We start from the raw sequence: 12,220 nt of genomic DNA on the forward strand, positions 1-12,220 counted from the left end.
GCCCCGCTTTTTGCTCTCGGCTTTTTCAGGGACAGACAAAAATGACAGCGAAGCGGCCCCGGATCGGCTCAGGTAAAGAGGACAAGAACAATGCAACCTGATTTCTGGAATGACAAACGCCCGGCGGGCGTACCCCTGGACATCGACGCGGGTGAATTCAAGTCGGTGATCGAGGTGTTTGAGCGTTCCTGCAAGAAATTCGCTGATCGCCCGGCGTTCAGCAACATGGGCGTGACCCTGACCTACGCCGAGCTGGAGCGCCAGAGCGCCGCGTTCGCCGGTTATCTGCAAACCCACACCGATCTGGCACCGGGGGATCGCATCGCGGTGCAGATGCCCAACGTCCTGCATTATCCGATTGCCGTGTTCGGCGCGTTGCGCGCCGGGCTGATCGTGGTCAACACCAACCCGCTGTACACCGCGCGCGAGATGCGTCATCAGTTCAAGGACTCCGGCGCCCGGGCGCTGGTGTACCTGAACATGTTCGGCCAGAAAGTCCAGGAAGTGCTGCCGGACACCGACATTCAATATCTGATCGAAGCGAAGATGGGCGACCTGATGCCCACCGCCAAGGGCTGGCTGGTCAACACCGTGGTCAGCAAAGTGAAGAAAATGGTCCCGGCGTATTCGCTGCCCCAGGCGATTTCCTTCAAGAGCGCGTTGCGCATGGGCCGGGGCCTGGGCATCAAGCCGCTGAAGGTCGGTCTGGATGACATCGCCGTGCTGCAATACACCGGCGGCACCACCGGCCTGGCCAAGGGCGCGATGCTGACCCACGGCAATCTGGTGGCGAACATGCAGCAGGTGCGCGCCTGTCTCGGTCAGTTCGGCAGCGATGGCCAGCCGCTGTTGCGCGAAGGGCAGGAGGTGATGATCGCGCCGCTGCCGCTGTACCACATCTATGCGTTCACCGCGAATTGCATGTGCATGATGGTGTCGGGCAACCACAACGTACTGATCACCAACCCGCGTGACATCGGCGGCTTCATCAAGGAGCTGAAGAACTGGAAGTTCTCGGCGCTGCTGGGGCTCAACACACTGTTCGTTGCGTTGATGGATCATCCGGACTTCAAGACCCTGGATTTCTCCACGCTCAAGCTCACCAACTCCGGCGGCACCGCGCTGGTCAAGGCCACCGCCGAACGTTGGGAGAAGATCACCGGTTGCCGCATCACCGAAGGCTACGGCCTGACCGAAACCTCGCCGGTAGCCTGTACCAACCCGTACGGCGAGCTGTCTCGGATCGGCACGGTCGGCCTGCCAGTGCCGGGCACCCGGTTGAAAGTCATCAATGACGACGGCGTCGAACAGCCATTGGGCGAGCGCGGCGAACTCTGCATCAAGGGCCCGCAGATCATGAAGGGCTACTGGCAGAAACCCGAGGCTACCGCCGAGGTGCTGGACGCGGAGGGCTGGTTCAAGTCCGGCGACATCGCGGTGATCGATCCGGACGGGTTCGTGCGCATCGTCGACCGCAAGAAAGACATGATCATCGTCTCCGGTTTCAACGTGTACCCAAACGAGATCGAAGACGTGGTGATGGCTCACCCGAAAGTCGCCAACTGCGCAGTGATCGGCGTACCGGACGAACGCTCCGGGGAGGCGGTGAAGCTGTTCGTGGTGGCGCGGGAAACCGGCGTGAGCCTGGAAGAGCTGAAGGCCTACTGCAAAGAGAATTTCACGGCGTACAAGGTGCCGAAACACATCGTGCTGCGTGAGTCGTTGCCGATGACGCCTGTCGGGAAAATTCTGCGGCGGGAGTTGCGCGATATCGCCTGATCGATGACGCGCACCGTTGAAACTGAAAGATCGCAGCCTCTGGCGGCTTCCTCAAGCTGCTGCAGGCTGCGATCTTTTGCTTTTTATCCCCGACGTTGTCCCCTAAAACAGGGACTTTCAAGGGGTTATAGGATTTTTGCTCTAAAATGACTGCCAGTAGTTCTTGAGTCATGAAAATGACTGTAGGGGCCGCTTTTGGCTCTAGTCGACCCTTGGCAAAGCTGCTACTCTCGGCGCGCTTTGTGACTTCTCGGCCTTGTAAAAAGCCAGACTCACCAATAAACAAACACCAATAATAATCGCATCAAATGCGGTGCTGAATTCGCGTTGCTGAGGAGTGGGCTTCCATGATCGAAGACTTTTGGAAGGATAAGTACCCCGCTGGAATTGCTGCCGACATCAATCCAGACGAGTACCCGAATATTCAGGCAGTGTTGAAGCAATCCTGCCAACGCTTCGCCGACAAACCGGCGTTCAGCAACCTGGGCAAGACCATCACCTACGGTGAACTGTACGAATTGTCCGGTGCGTTTGCCGCTTATCTGCAACAGCATACCGATTTGCAGCCAGGTGATCGAATCGCCGTGCAACTGCCCAACGTGTTGCAGTACCCGGTCGCCGTCTTCGGTGCCATCCGTGCCGGGCTGATCGTGGTCAACACCAACCCGCTGTACACCGCGCGGGAAATGGAACACCAATTCAACGACTCCGGTGCCAAGGCGCTGGTGTGCCTGGCGAACATGGCGCATCTGGCCGAAGCCGTGGTGCCGAAAACCGGCGTCAAGCACGTCATCGTCACTGAAGTCGCGGATCTGCTGCCGCCGATCAAGCGCCTGCTGATCAACAGCGTCATCAAGTACGTGAAGAAAATGGTGCCGGCCTATCACCTGCCCAAAGCCGTCAAGTTCAATGACGTACTGAGCAAGGGCCAGGGCCAGCCGGTCGCCGAAGCCAACCCTGACAGCGGCGAAGTCGCGGTGCTGCAATACACCGGCGGCACCACCGGCGTGGCCAAGGGCGCGATGCTCACCCACCGCAACCTCGTCGCCAACATGCTGCAGTGCAAGGCGCTGATGGGCTCCAACCTCAATGAAGGTTGCGAGATCCTGATCACCCCGTTGCCGCTGTACCACATCTATGCGTTCACCTTTCATTGCATGGCGATGATGCTGATCGGCAACCACAACATCCTGATCAGCAACCCGCGCGACCTGCCGGCGATGGTCAAGGAACTGTCGAAGTGGAAGTTCAGCGGCTTCGTCGGCCTCAACACGCTGTTCGTGGCCCTGTGCAACAACGAAGGCTTCCGCAAGCTGGATTTCTCGGCGCTGAAAGTCACCCTGTCCGGCGGCATGGCCCTGCAACTGGCCGCGGCAGAGCGCTGGAAAGCGGTCACCGGTTGCCCGATCTGCGAAGGTTACGGCATGACCGAAACCAGCCCGGTGGCCACGGTCAACCCGATCCAGAACATCCAGATCGGCACCATCGGCATTCCAGTGCCGTCGACCCTGTGCAAAGTCGTCGACGATGCCGGCGTCGAGCAGCCGCTGGGCGAAATCGGCGAGCTGTGCGTCAAGGGCCCGCAAGTGATGAAGGGCTACTGGCAGCGTCAGGAAGCCACCGATGAAATGCTCGACAGCGAAGGCTGGTTGAAGACCGGTGACATCGCGCTGATCCAGCCGGACGGCTACATGCGCATTGTCGATCGCAAGAAAGACATGATTCTGGTCTCGGGTTTCAACGTGTACCCGAACGAGCTGGAAGACGTGCTGGCGGCCCTGCCGGGCATTTTGCAGTGCGCGGCCATCGGCATTCCGGACGAGAAATCCGGCGAGGCGATCAAGATCTTCATCGTCGCCAAACCGGGCGTCACCCTGACCAAGGAACAGGTGATGGAGCACATGCGCGCCAACGTCACCGGCTACAAGGTGCCGCGTTCGGTGGAATTCCGCGATGCGCTGCCGACCACCAACGTCGGCAAGATCCTGCGTCGCGAACTGCGCGACGAAGAGCTGAAGAAGATCAAGGCGAAGAGCGCCGCATAAAACGAAAAGCCCCGCAGATGCGGGGCTTTTTGTTGTAGATGATCGTTCCCACGTAGAGCAGGGGAACGATCACGTCGGTCAGCATAAAAGGTTTATTGGCGGAACGGCGCGAAGTTCACATTGGTGCCTGCCGGGCGCATGTCCTGCAGGTACGAGTCCTTGTCGGCGCTCAGTTCCAGGCTCAGGGCTGCCTTGCGTTTGCCTTCGTTGCGGATGACCAGGCCTTCGAGCTTTTCGCGCAGGAACACGGTCGGTACTTTCAGGTGCAGCAGTTCGTCAGTGGCCGGGGTGTGCATCAACAGGTGAATCCACTCGTATTGACCGATGGCCAGGCGCGACACCGGCAAGTCGAACCACCAGATGTTGCGGTTGCGGTTCAGTTCGGCGAAGTGGCAGTTGTTGGTGCCGAGCACGGCACCGCCCAGTTCCTGGTTGCGACGGGCGATGGCCTGCTTTTTATCGAGTTTCATAACATTCCTGCGGGATCGGTTCTGTGGCGCCTGGCGCCCTTATGCAGGGCATTCTCGGGGCTACGCTCGCAAACATAAAGCCCAACCTGCGCATGGCGACGAAATGAAACCGTGAAAATAAATGAAACTTGGCGCAAACCGGGCCTGTCAATCATTACGTACTGACTTTCCCCGTTAATGTTCCAAGGAGAATCACCATGGGCAGCACGAGCGATAAAGTGAAAGGCATGGCCAACGAAGCGGTCGGCAACGTCAAGCAAGGTGTCGGCAAAGCCACCGACAACACCAAGCTGCAAGCCGAAGGCAAACTGCAAGAGAAGAAAGGCGAGGCCCAGCAAGCGGTGGGCAAAGCCAAGGACGCGGTCAAGAAAGGCGTCGACAAGGCTTGATCGAGCCTTGAACGAAACAACGAAGCGGCCATCCAAGGATGGCCGTTTTTGTATCCCGTTCACATGCGGTCATGGATCACAGTGTTTCAAAGTCGCCAAGTGAGCTACTTTGATGAGAGAAAAACGGCCCCTGAGTCGCCACGACTTCAACCTGTTTTGCGGCGAAAGGAGACGCGAATGATTTTCCCCGACATGAAAGGCCTGCCCCTGCACCGGGTCATCGTGCGCACCGTCACCGAGTTCATGGACGACGAGATGTCGACCTATGCCTCGGCACTGGCCTACCAGATGCTGTTCTCGCTGTTCCCGTTCATTCTGTTCCTGATTGCCCTGATCGGTTTCCTGCACCTGCCGGACTTCTTCTCCTGGCTGCGTCTGCAATCGGAACTGGTCCTGCCGCCCCAGGCGCTGGAGCAGGTCAACCCGGTGATCGATCAACTGCAGCAATCCAAGGGCGGCCTGCTGTCGGTCGGTATCGTCATCGCCCTGTACACTGCGTCCGCCGGCGTGCGCCTGATGATGAGCGCGATGAACGCGGCCTACGACGTGGTCGAGGGTCGGCCGATCTGGAAGCGCTTTCCATTGTCGATTGTCTACACCGTCGGCATCGCCGGCATGCTGCTGGTGGCCGCCGCGCTGATGGTGCTCGGCCCGCAGGTGATGGGCTGGATCGCCGCGCAGGTCGGGCTGGAAGATTTCATCGTCACGGTGTGGACCATCGCCCGCTGGCCGGTGATCGTGATCCTGATGATGGTGGCCGTGGCGCTGATCTACTACGTGATGCCCGACGTCAAACAGGAGTTTCGCTTCATCACGCCGGGCTCGGTTCTGGCGGTGGTGGTGTGGATCATCGCGTCGTTGGGATTCGCGTTCTACGTCAAGACGTTCGCCAACTACAACGCCATGTATGGCAGCATCGGTGCGATCATCGTGCTGTTGCTGTATTTCTACATTTCGTCCGCCGTGTTGCTGCTCGGTGCGGAGATGAATGCGGTGATCGAACACATGTCCAACGAGGGCAAGGATCCGGGCGAGAAAGTCCCCGGCGAACTCGATGAACATCCCAAACAACACGTTTCCGGCCTCGGGCGCGATCACTCGCTCAAGCCGAACACCGACGAAGCCTGATCATGATTCGTGAAATTCTGAAGATGGGCGACGAACGCCTGCTGCGTATCGCCCCGCCAGTGCCCGCCGAGATGCTAGACAGCCCGGAGCTGTGGCAACTGATCGACGACATGTTCCAGACCATGGAAAGCGTCGGCGGTGTCGGCCTGGCTGCGCCGCAGATCGGCGTCGATCTGCAACTGGTGATCTTCGGCTTCGAGCACAGCGAACGGTACCCGGATGCCGAAGCCGTGCCGCAGACGATCCTGATCAACCCGCTGATCACGCCACTCAGTCCGCTCATGGAAGAGGGGTTTGAAGGCTGCCTGTCGGTACCTGGTCTGCGTGGCGCGGTGGATCGTTACCAGCAGATCCGTTACGAAGGCGTCGATCCCAAGGGCGAGCCGATTGTGCGTGTGGCTTCGGGTTTCCACGCGCGGGTGGTGCAGCACGAATGCGATCACCTGATCGGGCGGTTGTACCCGTCGCGCATCACCGATTTCAGCAAGTTCGGTTTTACCGAAGTGATGTTCCCGGATCTCGATCCCAACGCTGACGACTGATCATCCGCTGCGCGGGGCCAGCTCCATGGCAATCATCGGCTTGCTCCGCGCATAACGGCTCAGGCGCTCGGCCATGGCCTGGGGCAGGGCGGGGTCGAAGGTGAAACCGCGCCGCTCATAGAAACCACGCAGGTCCGGGTGGCAGAACAGCCACACCGCGGCCTCCACATCTTTCACCGCCGCCGCGATCAGCTGCGCAGCTATGCCCTGTTCGCGGCAGGCCGGATCAACGAACAACCCGGTCAGCCAATGCCCGCCGAACACCGGCCGCAGGCACAGCGCAGCCACGATTTCCTCACGCCGCGCCACCCACAATTGCGCCTCGCGCACCGCTTTCATAGACGATTGATGCTGGCGGTAGAACTTGTTCATCAAGGGCCAGGACAATTCATCGAGCTGGCTATATCGGGTATCGGTCATCACTCGGACTGCCGGTGCAAAAAGAGACGGGATTATAAGGATCCCGGCTCGCAAAAATAATCTGCAAGATTTCCCGTTGGTGTTGCACAGAACAAACAGACCTTCGTTCCGAGCCACGCCATGCCCCACTATTTCGACGATGCCCATCGCCAACAGATCGAAACCCTGCGTCAACGCTTCACAGCCCGTACCGACTGGCCGACCTGGTTGCTGCTGATTGGCGTGTATGCCGGCTGGTTCGCCCTGATGCTGGGCAGCAATTGGCTTGGCGTCTGGTGGAGCACGCTGCTGCTGATTCCATTGCTGGTGCTGTGGCTGTCCGTGCAGCACGAGTTGCTTCACGGTCATCCGACGCGCTGGACCTTCGTCAACAAAGTCCTCGGCTATGCGCCGTTTGCGGTGTGGTATCCCTATACGCTCTATCGCGACAGCCATTTGCAGCACCATTGCGATGAAGACCTGACGATTCCTGGCCTCGACCCCGAAAGCCGCTACCTGAGCGCCGAGCGCTGGCAGGGCAGTTCGCTGTTCGAACGCAGCCTGCACTGGCTGAACAAAACCGTATTGGGCCGATTCATTCTTGGCGCGCCGCTGGCGTTGCTGGCGCTGGCCGGTGAAGAATTGCAACGACTGAAAAGCCGCGAGCGCCAGGCCTGGCTGATGTGGCTGACCCACGGCGCCCTGGCCGTGCTGATGCTGTTTTTCATCGCCCGCTACAGCGTGTTGCCGGTCTGGCATTACCTGTTTTTGATCAGCGTGCCGGCGCTGTCGATTGCGATGGTTCGCTCTTACTATGAACACCGGCCGCACACACAAGCGGAACAGCGCACGGTGCTCAACGAAGCCGGGTGGCCTTGGCGCTGGCTGTTCCTGAACCTGAATTTCCACCTCGTGCACCACGATTTGCCGAAGCTTTCGTGGTACGACTTGCCCGAGGCCTACCGCATGCGTCGGGAGCAATGGGTGGCGCGCAGCGGTGGATTTCTGGTGCAAGGTTACGGGCAACTGTGGCGCCAGCACGGCATCAAGCCGATCGACAGCCCGCAGCATCCGTTTATTTGAGGCCAGCATGACGTCAGGTTACGCAGAACTGTTGATGTACATCGCCCCCGCGCCGATCCGCGCGGCCAATGAACAGTGGCTGGCGCGGATTCTCGAGCACTTGGGCTATTCGCGGCTCAGTGCCGAAGGTTTGTCGCTGCCGGAGCTCTGGCTGTCGCCGCAACTGCTGCTGACCCAGACCTGCGGCTACCCGCTGATGACCGCACTGCGCAGGCAGGTGAGGATTGTCGGCCGTCCGCGCTACGAATTGCCGGACGCCACGGCCGGCAATCATTGCAGCCTGATCCTTGCCCGCGCCGATGATCCGCGCCGACATCTGGCGGAGTTCTTCGACAGTCGCGGAGTGATCAACAGCGAAGACTCCAACAGCGGCATGAACCTGTTGCGTCAGCGTCTGGCGCCATTGCAGCGGGACGGGCAGTTTTTTGCTTCGGTGGGCATCAGTGGCGGCCATCGCGAAAGCCTGCGCTGGTTGCGCGAGGACCGTGCCGATCTGGCGGCCATCGACAGCGTGACCTTCGCGTACCTGGCACAGTACGCCGTTGAAGAGGTCATTGGATTGCGGGTGTTGGCGCGCAGTGCGTTCAGCCCGACCTTGCCCTTTATCACCGCCGCCAGCACGTCGGACCAGCAGATCGAACGCTTGCGCCGAGCCATGAACCGCAGCCTTCAAGACCTGCCCGAGGTGGCCCGCATCCTCGGCTTGTCCGAAGTCCTGCCTGCCAGCGAAAACGATTACCTCATCCTGCTGGATTACCAGCGCGAGGCCGAAGAACTGGGTTATGGCCGCTTGCGTTAGGGCCCTCGATTAATTCACTAATGGAATATAAGAATTCTTTTTAAGTATTTTTAACGCATAAGGCACCTTGCTAGGATCGCGCCACCGGACGACCGGACATTCAGCGACCCTTGACCAAGGAGCCCCCATGTCCGGCGCCGACTCATTCCATCGCAATCATGTGAACACGTTGTTTCGCGACCATTACCCGTGGTTGTGCACGCGTCTGCGTCGGCAATTGAATGATGCGGCCACGGCCGAAGACATCGCCGCCGAAACCTTCGCGCAACTGCTCGAAGCCCCGGACCTGACCGCCATCCGCGAACCCCGCGCCTTGCTCACCACCATCGCCCGACGCCTGCTGTACGAACGCTGGCGGCGCGGCGATCTGGAGCGTCGGCATCTCCAGCAACTGCGACAGAGTGACCTTGATCACGGGCCGTCCCCAGAGGAACTGGCCGACCTGTCACAGAGCCTCAAACATCTGGACCGGACGCTCCAGCGCCTGCCGGGCAAAGTCCGTTCGACCTTTCTGCTGGCGCGCATCGACGGCCTGACCTACCCGCAAATCGCCGCCGAACTGGGCATCTCCCAGCGTTCGGTCAGCCTGTACATGACCCGTTCCCAGGCGCTGTGCAACCGCCACAGCGCCAATCAAACCCTGATTTCCTCCCAGAACAAGAGGTCCGCATGAGATCGATCAAAACCCTGCTCGGCAGTTCGCTGCTGGCCCTGACCCTGACGACCGGGCATGTTGGCGCCGCGGAAACGAGAGCGCCGATCCACTTCGGTGACATCACCTGGGAAAGCGGCAGTTTCATCACCGAAGTGCTGCGCCTGATCGTCGAGAAAGGCTACGGCTACCCGACCGACACACTGCCGGGCAGCACCGTCAGCCTGGAAGCGGCGCTGGCGAAAAACGATATTCAAGTGATCGGTGAAGAGTGGGCAGGGCGCAGTCCGGCGTGGGTCAAGGCCGCTGCCGAAGGTAAGGTGTTCGGTCTTGGCGACACCGTGAAGGGCGCCACCGAAGGCTGGTGGGTGCCGGAATACGTGATCAAGGGCGACCCCGAGCGCGGGATCAGACCGCTGGCGCCGGAGCTGAAATCGGTGGCCGACCTGCCGCGCTACAAGGATGTGTTCAAGGATCCGGAAGACCCGAGCCGCGGGCGTTTCCTCAACAGCCCGACGGGCTGGACTTCGGAGATCGTCAACAGCCAGAAGCTCAAGGCGTATGCGCTGAACGACAGCTTCGTCAACTTCCGTACCGGTTCCGGCGCGGCGCTGGATGCCGAGGTGGCGTCGTCGATCAAGCGCGGCAAGCCGGTGCTGTTCTATTACTGGTCGCCGACGCCGTTGCTCGGCCGTTTCAAACTGGTGAAGCTGGAAGAGCCGCCGTTCGACGCCGAAGCCTGGAAAACCCTGGCCGATGCCAGCAACCCAAACCCGAAAGGTACCCGCTCGATGCCGGCGAGTCTGGCGATTGGCGTGTCGGCGCCGTTCAAGGCGCAGTACCCGGAACTGGTGACGTTCTTTGAGAAAGTCGATTTGCCGATAGATCTGCTGAACCAGACCCTGGCCGGGATGAGCGAAAAGCGCCAGCAACCACGCCAGGTGGCCGAAGCGTTTCTGCGCGATCAACCGCAAGTGTGGACGCCTTGGGTGCCGGGTGATGTGGCGAGCAAGGTGAGCGGGAGTCTGTAATTCTTTTCTGAAATTTCTGTAGTGCTGCACCGTCGCCATCGCGGGCAAGCCCACACAGGTATAACGCTGACTTGAACAGCGCGTAGAACCTGTGGGAACGGGCCTGCCCGCGAAAGTGGTAGATCAAACAAAACACATTCGCTGAACCGTTTCTCGTCCGCTTCCTGTCCGAATTCACTCAATGCTGGCCGACTAGTGGCCTTGCGCAAAGCATTGCGCTGTCTATGCTCATTCATAACTAACTATGTCGAACGCCTTCAGTGTGGTTCGACCGCTAGCAGTTACCGATCTCAAAGCTGCCAGAGTGCGCAATCCAAGGCACCGACACTTGACCGACAAGGAGCTGTTTTTAAAGGGAAGTTCTTCTGCATGTTAGGAATGGCCCGTCACCGGGCTATCAAGAGAAGGATGTCTTGATTAGAGCGTCGCCGCATGGACCCTCCGATTGATCATCGTTTATCACCTGACAACTTCCTCCTGTGGAGGAATGCGTGTGCCTGTTCCGTGGAACGTAGTGGTGGATTCTGAAAGACCTGAACTTTCATCAAATCAAAAGACTGCGCTCAAGGTGATCGAGACATGTTCAACCTACATCACAAGGCTGACCTGCAGGAAATCGAACGCTTCAGTTGTGCCCTGACCGAAGCCAACGCCAAGTTGGCGGCGATCAGCCGTTCGATGGCAATGATCGAATTCACTCCCGAAGGCATCGTGCTGGATGCCAATGAGAACTTCTGCAAGACCATGGGCTACAGCGCCGAAGAAGTGCGTGGCAAACATCACCGGATCTTTTGTGAAGAAGAGTTCTATCGCAGCGAGGAATACGCCAAGTTGTGGCGTGACCTGGCCCGGGGCGAACCCATCAGCGGTACTTTCCTGCGCTTGAACAAGAGTGGCCGGGAGATCTGGCTCGAAGCCAGTTATATGCCGGTGTATGGCCCGGACAAACAAGTCCGCAGTGTGATCAAAGTGGCGTCGGACATTACGACGCGCGTGAACAAGGAAAAGGAAGAGGAAAGCATGCTGGCCGCGATCGGCCGTTCGATGGCGGTGATCGAGTTCACCCCGGAAGGCAATGTGATCTCGGCCAACGACAACTTCCTCAAGACCATGCAGTACTCGCTCAACGAAATCGTCGGCCACCATCACAGTCTGTTCTGTCACCGGGCCGAAGCCGAATCCGCGCAGTACAAAGCGTTCTGGGCTTCGCTCAATCGCGGCGAATATCACTCGCACCGTTTCGAGCGCAAGAACAAGTCCGGGCAGACCGTCTACCTCGAAGCCTCGTACAACCCGCTGTTCGACGCCAAGGGCCGGTTGTACAAAGTGGTGAAGTTCGCCAGCGACATCACCCACCAGATGACCACCTTGCAGACTGCTGCGGAATCGGCCCACAGCACTTCGGTACAAAACGACGCCTGCGCGCAAAAAGGCTCACAGGTCGTGCAGCAAACGGTGCAGATCATTCAGGACATTTCCCGCGATCTCAATGAAGCGGCGCTGAGCATCGATGCGGTCAGCAAGCAGTCGGACATCATCGGCACCATCGTCCAGACCATTCGCGGGATCGCCGACCAGACCAACCTGCTGGCGCTCAACGCGGCCATCGAAGCGGCGCGGGCGGGTGAGCACGGACGCGGTTTTGCGGTGGTGGCGGACGAAGTGCGCAGCCTGGCGGCGCGGACCAGCCAGGCGACCCTGGAGATCGTCGATGTGGTGCGCAAGAACCATGAGTTGTCACTGAGTGCGGTGTCGAGCATGCAGTCGAGCCTGAGCCGCACCGGGCTCGGTGTGGAACTGGCGAACGAGGCGGGCGACGCGATCCGTGAGATTCAGCAGGGCTCGCGGCATGTGGTGGATGCGATCAGCCAGTTCAACGAGACGTTGCAGCTGAACTGACTGA

At 59.6% G+C, this 12,220-nt stretch carries 11 protein-coding genes and 2 pseudogenes; 11 read left to right on the forward strand and 2 right to left on the reverse strand.

Annotated elements, in window-relative coordinates; translation table 11 throughout:
* The first annotated feature begins 90 nt into the window (after positions 1–90).
* Together fadD2 and fadD1 are read left to right on the forward strand one after the other, a co-directional pair.
* On the forward strand, positions 91–1,779 hold the full coding sequence (gene fadD2, locus MKZ87_RS19300) for a long-chain-fatty-acid--CoA ligase FadD2 (RefSeq protein WP_085697134.1): 1,689 nt from the start codon (positions 91–93) through the stop codon (positions 1,777–1,779).
* A 347-nt stretch (positions 1,780–2,126) separates the two neighbouring features.
* Positions 2,127–3,824, forward strand: coding sequence for a long-chain-fatty-acid--CoA ligase FadD1 (gene fadD1, locus MKZ87_RS19305; RefSeq protein WP_266201701.1), 1,698 nt, complete (start codon positions 2,127–2,129; stop codon positions 3,822–3,824).
* Between the two features lie 92 nt (positions 3,825–3,916).
* On the opposite strand, the gene MKZ87_RS19310 is transcribed toward fadD1, so the two are convergent.
* The gene (locus tag MKZ87_RS19310) at positions 3,917–4,294 is read right to left on the reverse strand and encodes a hypothetical protein (protein ID WP_007951149.1); all 378 of its coding nucleotides are present in this window, start codon (positions 4,292–4,294) and stop codon (positions 3,917–3,919) included.
* A 197-nt stretch (positions 4,295–4,491) separates the two neighbouring features.
* Here MKZ87_RS19310 and MKZ87_RS19315 point away from each other — a divergent pair, with 197 nt between their 5' ends.
* The 3 genes from MKZ87_RS19315 to def all read left to right on the forward strand — a co-directional run bounded on the left by MKZ87_RS19315 (position 4,492) and on the right by def (position 6,353).
* Positions 4,492–4,683, forward strand: a complete 192-nt coding sequence (locus tag MKZ87_RS19315; RefSeq protein ID WP_039766114.1) for a CsbD family protein — start codon at positions 4,492–4,494, stop codon at positions 4,681–4,683.
* Between the two features lie 177 nt (positions 4,684–4,860).
* Positions 4,861–5,811: a YihY/virulence factor BrkB family protein gene (locus MKZ87_RS19320; RefSeq protein ID WP_085697131.1), complete on the forward strand. Its 951-nt coding sequence runs from the start codon at positions 4,861–4,863 to the stop codon at positions 5,809–5,811.
* 2 nt (positions 5,812–5,813) lie between these two features.
* Positions 5,814–6,353, forward strand: a complete 540-nt coding sequence (gene def, locus MKZ87_RS19325; RefSeq protein ID WP_007951144.1) for a peptide deformylase — start codon at positions 5,814–5,816, stop codon at positions 6,351–6,353.
* Here def and MKZ87_RS19330 read toward each other — a convergent pair whose 3' ends face one another.
* Entirely contained in the window at positions 6,354–6,773 is a 420-nt protein-coding gene (locus MKZ87_RS19330; protein WP_266201702.1) for a GNAT family N-acetyltransferase, read from the reverse strand.
* A gap of 120 nt (positions 6,774–6,893) precedes the next feature.
* Between MKZ87_RS19330 and MKZ87_RS19335 the strand changes: the two genes are divergently transcribed.
* From MKZ87_RS19335 to MKZ87_RS29100, 6 genes and pseudogenes are all read left to right on the forward strand, one after another.
* Positions 6,894–7,835, forward strand: a complete 942-nt coding sequence (locus MKZ87_RS19335; protein WP_085701628.1) for a fatty acid desaturase — start codon at positions 6,894–6,896, stop codon at positions 7,833–7,835.
* Positions 7,836–7,842: 7 nt separating this feature from the next.
* Positions 7,843–8,634 (forward strand): phosphate/phosphite/phosphonate ABC transporter substrate-binding protein, encoded by a 792-nt coding sequence (locus MKZ87_RS19340; protein WP_085701627.1) that lies wholly within the window; start codon positions 7,843–7,845, stop codon positions 8,632–8,634.
* A gap of 127 nt (positions 8,635–8,761) precedes the next feature.
* Complete coding sequence (locus MKZ87_RS19345) at positions 8,762–9,307, forward strand: sigma-70 family RNA polymerase sigma factor (protein ID WP_085701626.1); 546 nt, start codon at positions 8,762–8,764, stop codon at positions 9,305–9,307.
* Positions 9,304–10,317, forward strand: a complete 1,014-nt coding sequence (locus MKZ87_RS19350; protein ID WP_085701625.1) for an ABC transporter substrate-binding protein — start codon at positions 9,304–9,306, stop codon at positions 10,315–10,317. Before MKZ87_RS19345 ends, MKZ87_RS19350 begins: the two co-directional genes overlap by 4 nt.
* Before the next feature lie 579 nt (positions 10,318–10,896).
* A pseudogene (locus MKZ87_RS29095) lies at positions 10,897–11,667 on the forward strand (PAS domain-containing protein); the annotation flags it as partial.
* Positions 11,668–11,787: 120 nt separating this feature from the next.
* Positions 11,788–12,216, forward strand: a pseudogene (locus MKZ87_RS29100) (methyl-accepting chemotaxis protein); the annotation flags it as partial.
* Positions 12,217–12,220: the final 4 nt, after the last annotated feature.

Origin of the sequence: Pseudomonas sp. MCal1 (assembly GCF_026341415.1) — a bacterium.
In the GTDB taxonomy this organism is placed as follows: Bacteria; Pseudomonadota; Gammaproteobacteria; order Pseudomonadales; family Pseudomonadaceae; genus Aquipseudomonas.